Origin of the sequence: Anaeromyxobacter sp. Fw109-5 (genome assembly GCF_000017505.1) — a bacterium.
In the GTDB taxonomy this organism is placed as follows: Bacteria; Myxococcota; Myxococcia; order Myxococcales; family Anaeromyxobacteraceae; genus Anaeromyxobacter.
The window spans coordinates 5,031,055-5,048,674 of the sequence record NC_009675.1 but is presented as its reverse complement, the minus strand read 5'-3'; the positions used below and the strand labels follow the sequence as shown (position 1 = coordinate 5,048,674).

Genomic DNA, 17,620 nt, shown 5'->3' with positions numbered 1-17,620 from the left:
CGTGCCGCCCCGCGAGCCCCGCATCGTCGCGTTCCTGTGCAGCTGGTGCGCCTACTCCGCCGCCGACCGCGCCGGCCAGGCGCGCCTCGAGTACCCGCAGAGCCTCCTCACCGTGCGCGTCATGTGCACCGGTCGGGTCGAGCCGGCCTTCGTGCTGCAGGCGTTCCGGGAGGGAGCCGACGGCGTGCTCGTCGCGGGCTGCCACCCCGGCGACTGCCACTACCTCGACGGCAACCTCCGCGCGGCGGCGCGCCACGCGGTGCTCGTGCGCGCGCTGGAGCAGGCGGGCATCGAGCCGGCGCGCTTCCGCGTCGCCTGGGCGAGCGCCGCCGAGGGCGAGCGCTTCGCCGCGACCGTGCGCGAGATGACCGGGGCGCTGCGAGCGCTCGGGCCTCTCCGCTACCCCGAACGCGCCCTCGCCGCGGCCGCGGAGGAGGTGCGGCCTGCGCCCGCCGCGTTCGACGTGCCGGCGCCGCTGCCGCCCCGCGCGCCCGGCAAGCCTCGCGTCGCCTTCTACTGGAACGCCTCCTGCGGCGGCTGCGAGGAGGCCGTGGTGGACCTCGGCGAGGGGCTCCCGGCCCTGCTCGACCGCGTCGAGGTGGTCCTCTGGCCCGTGGCGCTCGATCACAAGCGCGCGGACGTCGAGGCGCTGCCCGACGGTGGGATCGACGTCGCGTTCGTGAACGGCGCGGTGCGGCTCGACGAGCAGGAGGACTGGTCGCGCCTGCTGCGCCGCAAGGCGCGCGTGCTCGTGTCGTTCGGCGCCTGCGCCCACATGGGCGGCGTGGTCGGCCTCGGCAACCTGGCCACCCCGGAGGAGATCCTCGACGCCGCCTACCGGCTCCCCGCGTCCGTCTCGAACCCCGGCGCGCCGCTCCCGGGCGGCGGCGGCGACGGGCGCGCGCCGTCGTTGCCGGTGCTCCTCCCGCGCGCGCTCCCGCTCGCCGACGTCGTGCCGGTCGACTACACCGTGCCGGGCTGCCCGCCCTCGCCGGCCCTCGTCCAGGCGGCGCTCGACGCGCTGCTGGGCGACGCGCCGCCGCCGCGCGGCGCGGTGCTCGCCCCCGACGCCGCCCTCTGCGAGAGCTGTCCGCGCAAGGGATCGCGCCCGGAGCGGCTCGAGGTGACCGCGCTCCGGCGCCTCGCCACCTCGCCCGTCGATCCGGAGCGCTGCTTCCTCGCGCAGGGGCTCGTCTGCCTGGGGCCGGCGACGCGCCAGGGCTGCCAGCCCGGCTGCGTCGAGGCCGGCATGCCGTGCCGCGGCTGCTTCGGGCCGCTCGACGGCGTGCGAGACCCCGGGGCGGCGATGCTGTCCGCCTTCGCGTCGCTGCTCGCGGGGGGCGAGGCGGAGCTGCGGGCCCTCGCCGAGGCGCTGCCCGATCCCGCCGGGACCTTCTGGCGCTACTCGTACGCGGCCGGGCTCGTGCCCGCGCGCGTGCGGCCCGCCGGCGAGGAGGGCGAGGGATGACGCGCCGGATCACCATCGACCCGATCACGCGCCTCGAGGGCCACGGCAAGATCGAGGTCTTCCTCGACGCGGACGGGAACGCCGAGAGCGCGTTCCTGCAGGTGCCCGAGCTGCGCGGGTTCGAGCGGTTCTGCGTGGGGCGGCCGGCGGAGGAGATGCCGCAGCTCACCGCCCACGTCTGCGGCGTGTGCCCCGCGGCCCACCACCTCGCCGCGGCGCGGGCGCTCGACGCGATGTACGGCGTCGTCCCCCCCGCCGCGGCGCGGAAGATCCAGGCGCTCTACTACAACCTCTTCATCTTCGAGGACCACCTCCTCCACTACTGGTACATGGGCGGGCCGGACTTCTACGCCGGCTCGTCGGCGCCCGCGCCCATGCGGAGCATCGTCGGCGTCCTCGCGAAGGTCGGCGCGGACCTCGGCCGGCGCATCCTCGGCGCGCGCAAGGAGGCGCGCGAGCTCATGGCCGCGATCGCCGGGCGGACCATCCACCCGGTGTTCGCGCTGCCGGGCGGCGTCTCCCGGCCGCTCGACCCCGACACCGTCCGCCGCGCGCGAGAGCTCGCGCCCGGGCTCGTCCGGTTCGCGGCCGACACGCTCGAGTCGTTCCGCGCCGCGGTGCTCGGGAGCGGCGAGTACGGCGAGGCGCTCTCGAGCGAGATGTACCGGGTCCGCTGCCACTCGATGGGCATGGTGGACGAGGCGGGGCGGCTCACCTTCCTCGACGGGGTGCTGCGGATCGTGGATCCGCGGGGCGGCGAGCTCGCGCGCTTCGCGCCGAGGGACTGGCTCCTCCACCTCGCCGAGCGGGTCGAGCCCTGGACCTACGCGAAGCTCACGTTCCTCAAGGCGAAGGGCTGGACCGGGTTCACCGAGGGCGACGACAGCGGGCTCTATCGCGTGGGCCCGCTCGCGCGGCTGAACGTGGCGCGGGAGATGGCGACCCCGCTCGCCGAGGCGGAGCGGCAGCGGCTGTTCGACGCGCTCGGCTGGCCAGCGCACCAGACCCTGGCGTTCCACTGGGCGCGCCTCGTGGAGGCGCTGCAGGCGGCGGAGGCGATCGAGGCGCTCGCGGCCGATCCCGACCTCGAGGCGCGCGAGGTGCGGACGGTGCCCGCGCCGCTCGCGGGGCCGAGCGAGGGCGTGGGGGTGGTGGAGGCGCCGCGCGGGACGCTCATCCACCACTTCGCCGCGGACGCGAGCGGGCTCCTCACCGCCGCGAACCTGGTGGTGGCCTCGCAGCACAACGCCGCCCCGGTGCAGATCTCGGTGCGCAAGGCGGCGCGCGGGCTCATCCGGAACGGGAAGGTCGATCCCGCCCTCCTGAACCAGCTCGAGATGGCGTTCCGCGCCTACGACCCCTGCAACGCCTGCGCGTCGCACGCGCTCCCGGGAGAGCTGCCGCTCGTCGTCACCGTGCGCGGGGCGGACGGCGCGGTGCGCGAGGTGATCCGCCGCCGCGTCCCCGAAGAGGACGATCGGCAGCGGGGGTGAGCCTTGGAGGTCCTCGTCCTCTGCCTCGGGAACGCGCTGCGCCGCGACGACGCGGTGGCGCTCCACGTCGCGGACGCCCTCGACCGGAACCCCGTGGCCGGGATCGTCGTCCGGCGCAGCGCCGCCGCGGGCCTCTACCTGCTCGACGACATGGAGGGCTTCGACCGGGTCGTGGTGGTGGACGCGGTGCGGACCGCCGCGCATGCGCCCGGGACGGTCCTCGCCTTCCCGCTCGACGCGCTCCACGCGCCCGAGGGGCCGTCGCCCCACGCCATCGGCCTGCCCTCGGCGCTCGCCCGCGCCGCGGCCGCCGGCGCGCCCGTCCCGTCGCGCATCGAGGTGGTGGCCGTCGAGGCGCTGGAGCTCGACGAGGTGGGCGAGGGGCTCACGCCCGCGGTCGCCGCGGCGATCCCCGCTGCCGTCGCCGCCGTGCGGCGGGCGGCGGCGGCGCTCGCCGCACCGTGACGGTCCGCGGCGCCGCGAGACCGGCCCGCGCGGGCGTCGAAGATCGGGTGGCGAGACCGCCTTCGCTCGGGCATCACACCGTGCCGATGCCGACCGTCGCCGACTGCCTCTCCGACCCCGCGCACGCCGGCCCGCTCGACGGCGCGACCCGCGTCGGCCGCGCGGCGGCCGGCGATCGCCTGGTGGCGCTGGGGCTCTGGACCGAGGGGGACCGGATCGTCCGCGCCCGCTTTCGCGCGACGAGCTGCGCCTCGCTCATCGCCTACGCAGAGGTGGCCTGCGCCGCGCTCGAGGCGGGGCTGCCGCCCGCGGCGCTCGACGCGCAGCGCCTGCGGGCCTCGCTCGCGGGCGTCCACCCCGGTCACCTCGTCCGCGCGGACCTCGTCGCCGCGGCGCTCCGCGCCGCCACGCTCGAACCGGAGGAGCCCGGATGAACGTCGCCTACGTGTTCTCCACCCCGAACGCCTCCTTCGTCCTCGAGAAGATGATCGTCCCGCAGCTCGAGGAGGGCCGGCACGGCGCGGACGTGGTGGGGATGTTCTTCTTCGTGGACAACAACTACCTGCTCGTCCGCGGAAACCCCACCGGCGAGCGGCTCGCGGCCATCGCGCGCAGGAGCGGCATGCTGCTCATGGGCTGCGACCAGTGCTGCTACCAGCGCGCCATCGCCGACAGGCTCATCGAAGGGATCCCCATCGGCTGCTTCCCGGATCTCTACGCCGCGCTCGCGGGGGCGAAGGTGGATCAGGTCATCACGCTGTAGCAGGGACCGCCGACCCCGACGGCGGGCACTCACGGCCGTTCATCCCGCGCGTCGCGCCCCCGCGTGAGCGGGGGCGCGGAGTCGAGGGACGCGTCGATCCCCTCCAGCGCCTCCAGCGCGCCGCTCGGGATGGACAGGTGCGGCGGGCGGACGTCGGGCTCGCGGGGGTTCACGCGCACGAGCGTCGCGCCGGGACGGGCCCCGAGCCGCTCGGAGTGCCAGCGGATCGTCGGGACGGCGGTGCCGGCGCCCAGCTCCAGGATCACGAGCCGCTCCTCGCCGCGCTCGGCGAGCCACTCCTCGAAGCGCAGCGCCTGCGCCTCGGTGCGCGAGGACAGCCACGCGCCGTCGCCGAACATGAGGATGTTCGGCCGGGCCACGCCGTGGCAGCGGATGCAGCGCGGGATCCGCCGCGCGCGCATGCTCGCCTCGTCCACCGGGACGTCCTCGCCGTTCCTCCAGATCGTGCCGCAGCACGGCTCGGTGCACTGGAGGTGGTGGATGGAGCCGTGGACCTCCAGGACCTGCTCCTCCGCGAACCCGGCCTTCTGGAACTGACCGTCCACGTTCGAGGTGACGACGAAGCAGGGGAGGCCGAGCCGCTGGGACCAGCGCAGCAGGAGCGCGAAGCCTGCGTGCGGCGTCGTCTCGCGGTAGAGGCGCGCGCGGTGCCCGTAGAAGCCCCAGCCGAACGCCGCATCCCGCTCGAAGTGGACCGGGTTCGCGGCGTCCACGAAGGAGAGGCCCAGCCGCTCGTAGGGCGGATACGCCTTCCAGAAGCCCTGGTCGCCGCGGAAGTCGGGGAGCCCGGAGTCCACGCCCATCCCCGCGCCAGCGGTGACGACGAGGGCGCCGGCGGAGCGGAGCGCGGCGGCGGCCGCGGCGTGCGTGTCGCGCATGTCCGGATTGTAGCGGCGCGCGCGGGGAGGCCGCCTGCCATGCTCGGGAGGGGCCCCTGCCTCGGCCCGGGCCGGGTGGTGCGGGCGGCCGCCGGTTAGGGAACCGGGGTGCAGCTCGCCGAGCTCGTCCAGACCTCCGACGTCGTCGCGCGCACCGCCGGGCGGCTGGAGAAGATCGCGCGGCTCGCCGACGCCTTGCGGGGGCTCGCGCCCGAGGAGCGGCTCGCCGGGGCGAGCTGGCTCGCCGGCGAGCTGCGCCAGGGCAGGATCGGCCTCGGGCCCGCCGCGGTGCGGGCGGCGCTGGAGGCGACCGCCCCGGCGGACGCGCCCGCGCTCGCGGTGCGCGAGGTGGACGCCTCGCTCGACCGCCTCGCCGCGGCGCGTGGCGCGGGCTCCGGACGCGAGCGGGCGGCGCTGCTCGCGGCGCTGCTCGCCCGCGCCTCGGCGGACGAGCGCGACTTCCTCGCGCGGCTCGTGCTCGGGGAGCTCCGCCAGGGCGCCCTCGAGGGCGTGCTCGTCGAGGCGGTGGCGCGCGCGGCGGCCGTCCCGGCGGGGGAGGTTCGCCGCGCCGTGATGATGGCCGGCGCGCTCCCCCCGGTGGCGGAGGCGGCGCTCGCCGAGGGCGCGGCGGGCCTCTCCCGCTTCCGGCTGCGGCTGCTGGAGCCGGTGCAGCCGATGCTCGCGCAGCCGGCGGCCGGCGTGGACGAGGCGCTCGCCGCGCTCGGCGAGGCCGCGCTGGAGTGGAAGCTCGACGGCGCCCGCGTTCAGGTCCACAAGGACGGCGGCGAGGTGCGGGTGTTCTCGCGCGCGCTCCGGGACGTGACGCCGGCCGTCCCGGAGGTGGTCGAGGCCGTCCGGCGCCTGCCCGCGTCCTCGCTGGTGCTGGACGGAGAGGCCATCGCGCTGCGCGGGGACGGCGCTCCCGAGCCGTTCCAGGTGACGATGCGCCGCTTCGGCCGCAAGCTCGACGTGGCGGGCCTGCGCGAGGGGGTGCCGCTCTCGGTGCTGTTCTTCGACGCGCTCCACACGGCCGGGGAGGATCTCATCGCGCGGCCCGCCTCCGAGCGCCACCTCGCGCTCGCCGCCGCGGTCCCCGACGCGCTCCGCGTGCCCCGGCTCGTCACCTCCGACGGCGCCGCCGCGGCGGCCTTCCTCGAGGGCGCGCTCGCGCGCGGCCACGAGGGGCTCCTCGCGAAGTCGCTCACGGCGCCCTACGAGGCGGGCCGGCGCGGGGCGAGCTGGCTCAAGGTGAAGCGCGCGCACACCCTGGACCTCGTGGTGCTCGCCGCGGAGTGGGGGAGCGGCCGCCGCGAGGGGTTCCTGTCGAACCTGCACCTCGGCGCCCGCGATCCGGAGGGGGGCGGGTTCGTCATGCTCGGCAAGACGTTCAAGGGCATGACCGACGCGATGCTCGCCTGGCAGACCGAGCGCTTCCGCGCGCTCGCGCTCGGCTCGACCGACGGCTACGTCGTGCACCTCCGGCCGGAGCTCGTGGTGGAGGTCGCCTTCGACGGCCTCCAGGAGAGCTCGCGCTATCCAGGCGGCCTCGCGCTGCGGTTCGCGCGGGTGAAGCGTTACCGCGAGGACAAGCGGCCGGAGGAGGCGGACACCATCGCGACGGTGCGGGCGCTGCACGCTCGTCAGGTGGCGGCGGAGCGCGGGACGTGATCCCCCGCGCGTCCACGCCCTGCCCGCCGCTCCGGCGACGAGCGCCTTCGGCTGCGTGGGCGATCGGCTCGCGCTGGATTACGGTGGACTCCGGAACCCGGACGGTCACGGCCGCCGCCTTCGGGCGAGTCGTGCTCGGTCCCGCGTATTGCGGCGAAGTGCCGCAGCGCTAAAGGATCCGCCCGACGCCGCGCCGACCCGGGCCTGCGCGGCCGGCGGCGACCCCGGCCGCCGCGGGCCCGCGATCGACCAGCGCCGCGAGGAGGCGACATGGCCGACGTGAAGCGGATTCACGACGAGGTGAAGGAGCTGTTCGGGCTCGTGCCGACGTGGGTGAAGGAGATGCCCGAGTCGGCGGTGACCGGGTTCTGGACGATGATGCGCGACTTCCAGCTCGCGGAGACGCGCATCCCGAACAAGTACAAGGAGCTCATCGGCCTGGCGGTGGCCGGGGCGACGCGCTGCCGCTACTGCGCGCTGTTCCACACCGAGGCGGCGCGAATGTTCGGCGCCACGGACGACGAGCTCGCCGAGGCGAGCATGATGGGCGCGGCGACCATGGCGGGCAGCACGTTCCTGAACGCGCAGCAGACCGACTACGACACGTTCAGCCGCGAGCTGCACGAGATGCTCGAGTACGTCCGCGCGCACAAGCCCGCCGCGACGGCGAGCACCACGCAGCAGCAGCCGCCGATGCAGCACTGAGGGGATGATGGGAGTGGACCGCCCCCCAGCAGCGGTGCTGCTGGGGGCCGCTTCACCCGACCTCGACGCCGACCCCGATTCCGCCGGATCTCCTGAGGCCGGTCATCCCGAGCGTGCCTCCGTCGCGTCAGCGACGGAGCGGAGTCGAGGGACCCCGACCCCGACGTCGACCGCGCCCCCGACCCCGACGGATCTCGTGAGGCCGACCTCGACCGCGACCGACGAACCCCGATCGGAAAACGTGGGCGCCGCTCGGGCTAGTGATTCACGAAATGAAAGAGCCGGTCCCAGCGCGGGCCGCCGGGACCCCACGACACGAGCGCGAGCCAGGCGCGGCCCTTGATGCGGCCGACGGGCACCGGGCCGAACACGCGGCTGTCCGCGGAGTGATCGCGGTGATCGCCCGCGAGCCACACCGTGCCGGCCGGCACCTTCTGCGCGGCCACGTCGTCGCAGGGCAGGTAGGGCGTGCAGTGGGTGTGGTAGCGGTGATCGCCGAGCGTCTCGACGAAGTCGACGCACGGCTCCTCGCGCCAGGGCCCGCCCTCGATCTTGTTCGTGTACACGCAGCGGCCGGGGACGCGCTCGCGCGGCACCGGCTCGCCGTTCAGGACGAGGTGCCCGTCGCGGATCTCCACGGTGTCGCCGCCCACCGCCACGACGCGCTTGATGAGATCGTCGTCGCGCGGGTTCCCCGGCGGCGCGAGCAGCACCACGATGTCGCCCCGCTCCGGGCTGCTCCAGAGCGCCTGCGCGGTCTCGGTGAACGGCAGGCGCGCGCCGTACGCCCACTTCTCGACGATGACGTAGTCGCCGATCTGCAGCGTCGGGATCATCGAGCCCGACGGGATGTACACGGCCTCGTACAGGAACGTCCGGAAGGCGAGGACGGCGAGGATGGTGAGGGTCCAGCCCCGCACCTCTTTCACGAGCTTCGACCGGTCCACGCTACGGGCGTCTCCTATTCGGTCCGCATCGCCTCGACGGGGTCGAGCTTCGACGCCCGCGCGGCGGGGTAGATGCCGAACAGGAGGCCCGCCCCGCCCGCGGAGGCGAGGGAGACTACCACCGCCCAGGCCGGGATGCTCGCGGGAACTTGCCAGATCTCCCGCGCCGCCACCGCCAGGCCGCCGCCGAGGAGCACGCCCACGAGCCCGCCCAGGGCGGAGAGGGTGACGGACTCGACCAGGAACTGGGAGAGGATGCGCCGGCGGCGCGCCCCGAGCGCCATGCGGATGCCGATCTCGCGGGTCCGCTCGGTCACCGAGACGAGCATGATGTTCATGACCCCGATGCCGCCGACGAGGAGGGCCAGCGCGCACACCCCGAACGTCGCCGCGCCGACCATCTGGGCGAGGTTGTCGAAGAGCTGGGCGGAGGTGTCGTTCGAGAAGATCTCGAAGTCGTTCTCCTCGTGCGGCGCGAGCCCGCGGACGCGGCGGAGCCGCGCCACCACCTCCTCGAGCGCCTTCGCCGAGTCGTCGGGGGTGGTCGCCATGACGGCGATGTTGTTGTTCCGCACCTTCCCGAGCGCGCGCTCGTAGGCGGTCCACGGGACGACCGCCCAGCCGTCCTTCGACTGTCCGAGGATCGAGCCCTCGCGCTCGGCCACCCCGATCACCTCGAAGGGGACGCCGCGGACCCGGACCTCCTGGCCGAGCGGATCCTGGCCGGGGAAGAGGATGTCCTGCACGTCGGCGCCGACCACGATGACGCGGCGGCCGAGCTGGACGTCGGTGTGGCTGATGAACCGGCCCCGGGCGATCTCCACGCCGTTCGCGAGCTCGTAGTCCGGCAGCCCGCCGCAGACGCTGATGTTGTTCTTCGTCGCCTTCTCGCGGGTGGAGAGCGTCTCCGGCCGCCGCGCCCACTCCTCGATGGAGACGTAGGCCACGTGCGGGAGGTCGCGCAGCGCCTCGCCCTGCTCGCGGGTGAGATCGGGGCGGCGCTCGTACTTGCGGCGGTCGTTGTGACCGAACTGCAGGGCCGGCCACTTCTGCACCTGGAACGCGCCCGCGCCGAGCGCGGCGAAGTCGCTCGTCAGCTTCAGCCGGAAGCCCTCGGTGAGCGACATCATGGCGACCACCGTGGACGCGCCGATGACGATGCCGAGCAGGGTGAGGACGGAGCGCAGGACGTTCGAGCGGAGCGTCCCCAGGGCCATCGCGATGGTGTCGAGGAGGGCGGTCATTCGTAGCGCAGCGCCTCCACCGGGTCGAGCCGCGCCGCCCGCCAGGCGGGCCACGAGCCGAAGAGGAGCCCCACCCCCGCGGAGAAGCCGATGCCGAGCACCACGGCCGACGACGTCGCCGCGGCGGCGAGGGGCGTGACGAGCGCCACCACCTGCGCGACCCCCAGGCCGAGCGCGGTGCCCACCGCCCCGCCGAGCGCCGCCACGATGGACGACTCGATGAGGAACTGGAGCAGGATGGTGCGCCGCCGGGCGCCGAGCGCGCGCCGCACGCCGATCTCGCGGGTCCGCTCGGTGACCGACACCAGCATGATGTTCATGATCCCGATGCCGCCGACCACGAGGGTGATCATGCCGACGCCGATCGCGACGCCGTAGAGCGCGCCGGTGAGCTGCCGGTAGATCTTGAGGAACTGCTCCTGCCGGTTGAGGGCGAAGTCGTCCTTCTTGTCGGGCGGGACCTGGCGGACGCGGCGCAGGACGCCGACCAGCTCGTCCTCGAGGGCGGGGAGGTCCTCGGGGGCGGCGGCGACCGCGATGTTGAGGGAGCGCTTCGCGCCGAGGTCCCGCAGGAACGTCGTGTACGGGACGATGACGTTCGCGTCCATGTTCATGCCGAGCAGCTGCCCGCGACGCCCGACCGTGCCGATGACGGTGAAGGGGATCCCGTTCACCATCACCTTCTTGCCGAGGGCGGCCTCCGGCGCGCTCGCCGGGAAGAGGCGGTCGAGCACCTCCGCGCCGAGCACCACCGCGTTGCGCGACAGGTCCACGTCGACCTCGCCGAGGAAGCGGCCGGCGGCGATGGAGCCCGCGCCGGTGTCGAGGTACTGGGCGTTCGTGCCGATGATCTGGACGCCCGAGACCTCCTTCTCGGCGCGGGTGACCGGCCCGCGCGTCATGGCCATGGGGGCGACGGCCGAGGCGTGCACCGCCTCGCGCTGGATGGCCTCGAGCTCGCGCTTGCCGAGGTCCTTGCGGTTGCGCATCTCCCACCACTCGTCGCGCCCCTGCACGAACCAGCCGAACTTCGAGACGTACACGGTGCCCGCGCCGAGGGTCGAGATCTGCGACTCGAACGAGGCGTTCAGGCCCTGGATGATCGCGACGATGGCGATGACCGTCATCACGCCGATGACCATGCCGAGCGTGGTGAGGAAGCTGCGCAGGCGCGCGCCGACGAGGTTCCCGAGGGCGATGCGCACGCCCTCCACGATCTCGGAGCTCGCCCGGACGAGCCCGCGCCGGAAGCTCCTCATCCGTGCACCACCCGCGCCGCGCCGATGGCGGCGACCTCCGCGCCGGGGCCGTCGCCCACGATGCGCCCGTCGGTGAGCCGGATGGCGCGCGGGCAGCGCGCGGCGAGGCGCGGCTCGTGCGTGACGAGGATGATGGTGTGGCCGCGCCGGTTGAGCTCGTCGAAGAGCCGGATGATCTCCTCGCCGGTGGCGGAGTCGAGGTTGCCGGTGGGCTCGTCGGCGAGGAGGATGGACGGCTCGCCGACGAGCGCGCGCGCGATGGCGACGCGCTGGCGCTGACCGCCGGAGAGCTCGTTCGGCCGGTGGTGCATGCGGTTCGTGAGCCCCACCGAGGCGAGCGCCGCCTCGGCGCGCGCGCGCCGCTCGCGGCGGGAGACGCCGCGGTAGACGAGGGGGAGCTCCACGTTGGCGAGGGCGGTCGCGCGCGGGAGGAGCTGGAACGTCTGGAAGACGAAGCCGATCTCCTCGTTGCGCAGGTCGGCGAGCTGGTCGTCCTGCAGGCGCTGCACGTTCGCGCCGTTCAGGCGGTAGCTGCCGGAGGTGGGCGTGTCCAGGCAGCCGAGCAGGTTCATGAGCGTCGACTTGCCCGAGCCCGACTGGCCGACGATGGCCACCCACTCGCCGCGCCGGATGGCGAAGGAGACGCCGTCGAGGGCGCGGACGGTCTCGCCGCCCACCTCGTAGTGGCGGCACAGGTCCTCGACGAGGATGAGCGCGTCGTCCACGGCCTAGCCCTTCCGGCCCTTCGCGCCCTTGCCGCCCGGCGCCTCCTCGGTGACGGGCTTGCCGTCGGCGAGCTCGCGCGAGAGCACGCGGTACGGACCCTCGACGACCTTCTCGCCCTCGGCGAGCCCCTTCACGATCTCGAGCTCGGTGTCGCTCGCGAGGCCGGTCTCCACCTCGCGCACCTTGGCGACGCCGCCGTCCACCACGAAGACCACCTTGCGGAGGGGCTCGCGGCGCGGCTTCTTGCCGGGCTGGCCCGGCGCGCCGCCGGCCTGCTGCGGGGGCGGCTCGGCGCCCTCGGCCCGGGCCTCGCCCTCGCCGCGCAGCTCCTTCTCCGTCCGCACCGTCACCGCCTGGATCGGGACGACCACGGCGCCGTCGCGCGTGTCGGTCGCGATGGACGCCTGCCCGCTCATCCCGGGGAGCGCGCCCGGCACCGGCTCGGTCAGCGCGAGCCGCACGAAGAAGGTCGTGACCTCGCCCTCGGTGCCCTGGTTCTTCACCGTGGCGTTGCGGGCCACCTCCACCACCTGGGCGGGGAACTTCTTCTCGGGCAGGGCGTCGATCTCGACGTCGGCGGTGTCTCCCTCCTTCACGAACACCACCTCGTGCTCGCCGACCTCCACCTTCACCTCCATCTGCGAGAGGGTGGAGATGACGAGGATGACGTCCTCCGAGAAGTCCGAGCCGCGCACCCGCTCGCCGACCTGCTTCTCGCGCTTCGTGACCACGCCGTCGATGGGCGAGACGAGGGTGGTGAGCGAGAGGAGGTGGCGCGCCTCGCGCAGCGACGCGTCGGCCTGCTGGATGCGGCCGCGCGCCGCGTCGGCGCGGGCGCGCTCGGCGGCGAGCTTGGCCCGGGCCTGCTCGACCTCCGCGTCGCTCGCGTTGCCGGTCCCCGCCAGCCGCTCCACGCGGGCGAGCTCCTGCTCGAGCTGCTCGACGTTGACCTTCTGCGACTGGAGATCCGCCGCGGCCGAGGACCGCGAGGCCTCCTGCTGCGAGACCTGCGCGCTGAAGCGGCGCGCGTCGATGCGGCCGAGCACCTGGCCCTTCGTGACCCGCGCGCCCTCCTTCACGGTGAGCTCGAGGAGGTCGCCGGAGATGTTCGACGACAGCTTCACCTCGGTGGCGGCCTGGAGCTTCCCGGCGGCGGTGACGATGCGCGTGATGCTGCCCTTTCGCGCGGTGGTCGCCTGGATGCCGATGGGCGGCTGCGGCCGGGGCCGGAGCGACGCCACCGTGACGGCGGCGACGGCGACCACGAACACGGCCGCGGCGATCCGCCTCGGCCAGCTCATGCGGATGGGCGGAGGCGGGCGCGCCAGGACGGGGCCCTCGGCGGGCGCGGGGCGCTCGCCGGGATCGGGGGCATGCTTCGGGACGGGGTTGTGCGTCGCCATCTAGATGGGCCCTCCGGCGGCGCGCGCGAGCTCCGCGATGGCCACCGCGTGATCGATCCTCGCCTCGACGAGCGCGAGCTCCGCCTGCGTCAACTTCAGGGAGGCGTCGCGCAGCTCGAGCTGCGTCGCGAGGCCGGCCTCGAGCCGCTCCCGCGCGAGCACGAGCCCCTGCTGCGCCAGGCGCAGGTTGTCCGTCGCGAGCGAGACCTGGCGCGCGCGCGACCCCGCGAGCGCGCGGCCGTCCGCGATCTCCTTCGCGACCGCGTCCACGTTGCGCTCCGCCGAGGCGCGGGCGCGCTCGGCGCCGGACCGCGCCCGCTGCACGTCCGCGGAGGTGCGCCGGCCCTCGAACAGGTTCCAGGAGGCGACCACCTGCACGCTCGCGGTGTAGTCGCGCGCCGGGTCGCCCCACACGCCCCCGGTGCCGGAGAGCACGACCCCGCTGCGGGAGTAGGCGGCCTCCAGGTCCAGGCGCGGCAGGTAGCCCGCGCGGGCGACGCCGATGGCGGCGTCCGCGGCCTCCACCAGGGCCAGGTCGGCGGCGAGGACAGGGCGGCGCGCTCGCGCGCTGGCGAGGAGGGCGTCCGCCGCGGGCGGCTCGCCCGGCGCGCCGGCGGCGGGGTCGAGGGTCGCGGGCGCCACGATGCGCGCCTCGAGCGCCTCCTCCCCGAGCACCTGCGCGAGCGCGGAGCGCGCCTGCGCGACCACGGCGCGCTGGCCCTCCACGTTGATGAGGTCGTTGCCGAGGTTCACCCGCGCGCTGTAGGTGTCGCTCTTCGGCGCTCGGCCGGCGGCGAAGAGCGCGTCGGAGCGGTCCACCAGATCCTTCGAGCGGGCGGCGGTGTTCTCCAGCACGGCGAGGCTCCGCTCCGCGCGGACCACCTCGTAGAAGCGGCGGGTGACCTCGAAGGCGACGGAGAGCGTGGCCTCGTCGTACTGGCGCTCGGCGGCGCGCCGGTTGAAGCCGGAGCGGCGCACGTCGTTCAGGGTCGCCCAGTCGAAGAGCGGCTGCCTGAGCTGGAGCCCGAGCGAGTAGGCCTCGGAGTCGGTGGCGCTGCCGGTCGTGGTGATCACCTCGCCGGTGCGGGGATCGAAGATGTCGCGCGCCTCGGACGTCTCGCCGATGAAGCTGTGCCCGAACGAGGAGGTGAGGTCGAGGCGCGGGAGCGCGCCGGCCACGCTCGCGGTCCGGTCGGCGCGGGCCATCTCGGCGTCGGCGCGGGCGAGGGCGAGGTCCGGGTTGGCGCGGGCCGCGAGGGCGAGCGCGTCGTCGAGCGTGAGCGCGGTGTCGGCGCCCGCTGGGGCGGCGAGCGCGAGCGCGAGCGCGGCGGCGATGGGGTGGGCCAAGGCTAGGGGCCTCCTCTCGGACCGCCGAAGGCGGCGGCCGGGACGACCTTCAGCAGGGCGACGTAGGCGGCGAACAGGACGAGGGTGACGGTGAAGGCCCGGGCGCGCGAGGCGCCCGCGGCGCGCGCCATGCCGGTGGCGACGAGCACGAGCGCCCAGAGCGCGAACAGATCGACGGCGGAGAGCGCGGCGGCGAGCGGCGGCGCCGCGCGCGGCACGAGCGCGGCGAGGCTCGAGGGCAGCAGCCGCGGCACATCTTCGGGAGGGATGGGCGCGCGCGCCACGGCGGCGGGGATGGCGAGGAGCCCACCGAGCCACACCGGCAGCATGCCGTGCGCCGCGACCGCGAACGTCTCCTTGAAGCCGGGCCGGGTCCCGGCGACTCGGAAGCCCGCGAGCAGCGCCACCGCGGCGCCGAGGGCGAGCAGGCTCGGAGCCAGCGCCGCGCCCGCCCACCCGGTGATGTGCCCGAGCTTGCGCGTGGTGGCGACCGCCTCCTCGCGCTGGAACTGCGTCAGCTCCTGGGCCTCGGGGCCGCGCATCCGCGCCTGCGCGGCGGCCTCGTAGTCGACGCGCGGGACCGCGACCGCGGCGAAGAGGAGCGAGGCGACGGTGGCGAGGGCGAGCGCGGTGAGGACGCGGCGCCGCTCGGGCACGTCGACGATCCGCGCCGGCGCGGCGAGCGCACGAGCGATGACGGTTCCGTCCTGCAGGAGCTCGGTCGTGGTCATGGGAGGAGAGGTGCGTGCGGCCCCTTACGTAGTCGGTGCGGGCCGTATTTCACGCTTCGCCGCCCGGCTGTCAAAAGAACAGGGAGACGGTACGGGCTCGGGCGTGACGGCCGCACGGCGTGCCGGCGGGCGAACGCGGTCTCGCCCCGTGGGCGCGACACGCGGCGTGAAGGCGGTCCGAGGCGGCATCGCCGCGACCTTCGCCCGCGGCGATTGCGAGGGCACGTCCTCGAGGTGAAGAAAAGTGAAGGGCGGGAGGCCTGCTGGCCTCACCGCCCTCCGGGCGACGAGGGCGGCGGGAACGATTCCGTGCCCGCCGCCCTCGCCGGTCCCCCCCATTCCCCTCGCTGCGAAGAATCGACACCGGGGAGGCGTCGGGCAACCGCCTACAGTTGCGGCAGCGGGCGCGCTGCCGAGCGGCGTGGGGCCGGGCGATCGGGCGAGCGATCGGCGGTCAATGCCGGGGAGGGGCCCGCTCGTCCACTCGCTCCACGCCCTCGCCGCTCGCCGGCTCGTCGGCGCCTTCACGCAGCGCCTCGGCGCGCTCCCGCACGAGCCGCGCCGTCGCCTCCTCGGTCTTCTGCTGCCGCCGCACGAGGCCCTGGCTCTCGTCCACGAACCAGAAGCCCACCCGCAGGAACGCCGCGATCACCACCACGAGGATCGAGGACAGGAACCAGTCGAGGATCGTCGAGGCGGCGCCCCAGCGAGGCGCGACGCGGACGTAGGTCGCGCCGGTGAGGGGCACGAGGAGGAACGCGAGCCAGTGCGAGAGGCAGTACGGGCAGGAGACGAGGTAGCCGAGCCAGGTGTCCTTGCCCCCGAGCGCGTCGCGCAGCGGCGCGAACACCTTCTCCTTCGCGACGGTCTGGGCGATCCCCATGACCACCGCGGAGACGGCGAGGAGGTGGAAGACGCGCTCTGCCATGGTCCTCCTGAACAGGTAGGACGCCCGCCGCGCCGCGTCGACCATCGGTCGCGAATCCTCGGCGCTCGGTCGGGGCTCCGAGGGATGATCAGTCGGCAGGTCGTCCGTAAGCGAACTCTCCGTCCGACGGCGCGGGTGCACGAACACTCGGCCCCTTCCGCCGCGGGGCGCCATGCGGTAGAAACCGCGCTTGCCGTCGACCGCACCCCCTTTCCGGTGCAGGCCGGGACGGCCAGCCCACGAGGAAAGACACATGAAGACCGGTATGGGGGTGAAGCCCGTGCGCAAGGGCGAGAAGCTCGCCGTCCTTCTGCCCGGGATGGGTGCCGTCGCGACGACCGCCGTCGCCGGCGCGATCGCGGTGCGGCGGAAGCTCGCGTCCCCGGTCGGCTCGCTCACGCAGCTCGGCCACCTCATCGACGCCCGGGGCGAGGCCGGTCCGCGCGTCGCCGACGTACTCCCGCTCGCGAGCCTCGACGACCTCGTGTTCGGCGGATGGGACCCGATCCCCGACGACGCGTACGCCGCCGCCCTCCGCGCGCGGGTGCTCGGCCGCGAGCACCTCGACCCGATCAAGGACGAGCTCGAGGCCATCAAGCCCATGCCCGCGGTGTTCGACACCGAGTGGGTCCGCCGCCTCGACGGGCCGAACGTGAAGAAGGGCACCCTCCGCCAGAAGGCCGACGCCCTCCAGGCGGACATCCGCGGCTTCCTGCAGAAGCACGGCTGCGCGCGCGGCGTGATGGTGTGGACCGGCTCCACTGAGGTCTACGCGCAGGTCGGGCCGGCGCACCAGTCGCTCAAGGCGTTCGAGGCCGCGCTCGACAAGGACGATGCGTCCATCGCGCCGTCGATGATCTACGCGTACGCGGCGATCAGGTGCGGCGTCCCGTTCCTGAACGGCGCGCCGAACCTGTCGCAGGACACCCCGGCCCTCCAGGAGCTGGCCGAGCGCGAGGGCGTCGTCACCGGCGGCAAGGACTTCAAGACCGGGCAGACGCTGATGAAGACGACGATCGCGCCCATGCTCCGGGCGCGGCTCCTCGGCCTCGACGGGTGGTTCTCGACGAACATCCTCGGCAACCGCGACGGCGAGGTGCTGGACGACGCCGCGAGCTTCAAGACGAAGGAGGTCTCGAAGCTGGGCGTGCTCGATCAGATCCTCGATCCGCGGCGCCTCCCCGAGCTCTACGGGGACATGGATCACAAGGTCACGATCCACTACTACCCGCCGCGCGGCGACAACAAGGAAGGCTGGGACGCCATCGATCTCGTCGGGTGGCTCGGCTACCCCATGCAGATCAAGGTGAACTTCCAGTGCCGCGACTCGATCCTCGCGGCGCCGCTCGTGCTCGATCTCGCGCTCCTCGCCGACCTCGGCCAGCGCGCGGGTGAGCGCGGCGCGCAGGAGTGGCTGTCGTTCTTCTTCAAGAGCCCGGTCGTCAACCCCGGCCACTCGCAGGTGCACGACCTCTTCCAGCAGCAGGCGAACCTCCACGCGCAGCTCCGCCGCTACGCGGAGGCCGCCGCGGCCGCCACGCAGAGCGCGGTCGGCTAGTCCGGCCGTTCGCGCG

The 17,620-nt window shown here is 74.5% G+C and carries 17 protein-coding genes; 8 read left to right on the top strand and 9 right to left on the bottom strand.

All coding sequences use genetic code 11. The annotated features are described in order from the left end of the window. The first annotated feature begins 1 nt into the window (after window position 1). From ANAE109_RS22115 to ANAE109_RS22095, 5 genes are read left to right on the top strand one after another with little or no spacing between them, the layout of a single operon-like run. On the top strand, window positions 2–1,468 hold the full coding sequence (locus ANAE109_RS22115; protein ID WP_012099130.1) for a hydrogenase iron-sulfur subunit: 1,467 nt from the start codon (window positions 2–4) through the stop codon (window positions 1,466–1,468). After that, on the top strand, window positions 1,465–2,961 hold the full coding sequence (locus ANAE109_RS22110) for a Ni/Fe hydrogenase subunit alpha (protein WP_012099129.1): 1,497 nt from the start codon (window positions 1,465–1,467) through the stop codon (window positions 2,959–2,961). Before ANAE109_RS22115 ends, ANAE109_RS22110 begins: the two co-directional genes overlap by 4 nt. A gap of 3 nt (window positions 2,962–2,964) precedes the next feature. Beyond that, complete coding sequence (locus ANAE109_RS22105; RefSeq protein ID WP_012099128.1) at window positions 2,965–3,426, top strand: hydrogenase maturation protease; 462 nt, start codon at window positions 2,965–2,967, stop codon at window positions 3,424–3,426. Window positions 3,427–3,473: 47 nt separating this feature from the next. After that, entirely contained in the window at window positions 3,474–3,860 is a 387-nt protein-coding gene (locus ANAE109_RS22100) for an iron-sulfur cluster assembly scaffold protein (protein ID WP_234945210.1), read from the top strand. Further along, the gene (locus ANAE109_RS22095) at window positions 3,857–4,189 is read left to right on the top strand and encodes a SaoD/DsrE family protein (protein ID WP_012099125.1); all 333 of its coding nucleotides are present in this window, start codon (window positions 3,857–3,859) and stop codon (window positions 4,187–4,189) included. Before ANAE109_RS22100 ends, ANAE109_RS22095 begins: the two co-directional genes overlap by 4 nt. Window positions 4,190–4,218: 29 nt before the next feature. Here ANAE109_RS22095 and ANAE109_RS22090 read toward each other — a convergent pair whose 3' ends face one another. Then, window positions 4,219–5,088 carry a Sir2 family NAD-dependent protein deacetylase gene (locus tag ANAE109_RS22090; protein WP_012099124.1) on the bottom strand — a complete coding sequence of 290 codons (870 nt, stop codon included), beginning with the start codon at window positions 5,086–5,088 and terminating at the stop codon, window positions 4,219–4,221. Between the two features lie 108 nt (window positions 5,089–5,196). On the opposite strand from ANAE109_RS22090, the gene ANAE109_RS22085 reads away from it, so the two are divergent. Further along, window positions 5,197–6,756 carry an ATP-dependent DNA ligase gene (locus tag ANAE109_RS22085; protein WP_012099123.1) on the top strand — a complete coding sequence of 520 codons (1,560 nt, stop codon included), beginning with the start codon at window positions 5,197–5,199 and terminating at the stop codon, window positions 6,754–6,756. Window positions 6,757–7,026: 270 nt separating this feature from the next. Next, complete coding sequence (locus ANAE109_RS22080) at window positions 7,027–7,461, top strand: carboxymuconolactone decarboxylase family protein (RefSeq protein ID WP_012099122.1); 435 nt, start codon at window positions 7,027–7,029, stop codon at window positions 7,459–7,461. A gap of 257 nt (window positions 7,462–7,718) precedes the next feature. Here ANAE109_RS22080 and lepB read toward each other — a convergent pair whose 3' ends face one another. From lepB to ANAE109_RS22040, 8 genes are all read right to left on the bottom strand, one after another. Next, a complete protein-coding gene (gene lepB / locus ANAE109_RS22075) occupies window positions 7,719–8,408 on the bottom strand; it encodes a signal peptidase I (protein ID WP_012099121.1) in 690 nt (229 codons plus the stop codon). Window positions 8,409–8,422: 14 nt separating this feature from the next. Next, window positions 8,423–9,652 (bottom strand): ABC transporter permease, encoded by a 1,230-nt coding sequence (locus ANAE109_RS22070; protein WP_012099120.1) that lies wholly within the window; start codon window positions 9,650–9,652, stop codon window positions 8,423–8,425. Continuing rightward, window positions 9,649–10,911 carry an ABC transporter permease gene (locus tag ANAE109_RS22065; RefSeq protein WP_012099119.1) on the bottom strand — a complete coding sequence of 421 codons (1,263 nt, stop codon included), beginning with the start codon at window positions 10,909–10,911 and terminating at the stop codon, window positions 9,649–9,651. The genes ANAE109_RS22070 and ANAE109_RS22065 overlap by 4 nt, the downstream gene beginning before the upstream one ends. Beyond that, window positions 10,908–11,636: an ABC transporter ATP-binding protein gene (locus tag ANAE109_RS22060; protein ID WP_012099118.1), complete on the bottom strand. Its 729-nt coding sequence runs from the start codon at window positions 11,634–11,636 to the stop codon at window positions 10,908–10,910. Before ANAE109_RS22060 ends, ANAE109_RS22065 begins: the two co-directional genes overlap by 4 nt. A gap of 3 nt (window positions 11,637–11,639) precedes the next feature. Continuing rightward, complete coding sequence (locus tag ANAE109_RS22055) at window positions 11,640–13,040, bottom strand: efflux RND transporter periplasmic adaptor subunit (RefSeq protein ID WP_012099117.1); 1,401 nt, start codon at window positions 13,038–13,040, stop codon at window positions 11,640–11,642. After that, complete coding sequence (locus ANAE109_RS22050) at window positions 13,041–14,387, bottom strand: TolC family protein (RefSeq protein WP_012099116.1); 1,347 nt, start codon at window positions 14,385–14,387, stop codon at window positions 13,041–13,043. A 2-nt stretch (window positions 14,388–14,389) separates the two neighbouring features. After that, window positions 14,390–15,118 carry a YIP1 family protein gene (locus ANAE109_RS22045; protein WP_012099115.1) on the bottom strand — a complete coding sequence of 243 codons (729 nt, stop codon included), beginning with the start codon at window positions 15,116–15,118 and terminating at the stop codon, window positions 14,390–14,392. Window positions 15,119–15,572: 454 nt separating this feature from the next. Further along, complete coding sequence (locus ANAE109_RS22040; protein WP_234945209.1) at window positions 15,573–16,091, bottom strand: hypothetical protein; 519 nt, start codon at window positions 16,089–16,091, stop codon at window positions 15,573–15,575. A gap of 208 nt (window positions 16,092–16,299) precedes the next feature. On the opposite strand from ANAE109_RS22040, the gene ANAE109_RS22035 reads away from it, so the two are divergent. Beyond that, window positions 16,300–17,604, top strand: a complete 1,305-nt coding sequence (locus ANAE109_RS22035) for an inositol-3-phosphate synthase (protein ID WP_012099113.1) — start codon at window positions 16,300–16,302, stop codon at window positions 17,602–17,604. Window positions 17,605–17,620 lie beyond the last annotated feature (16 nt).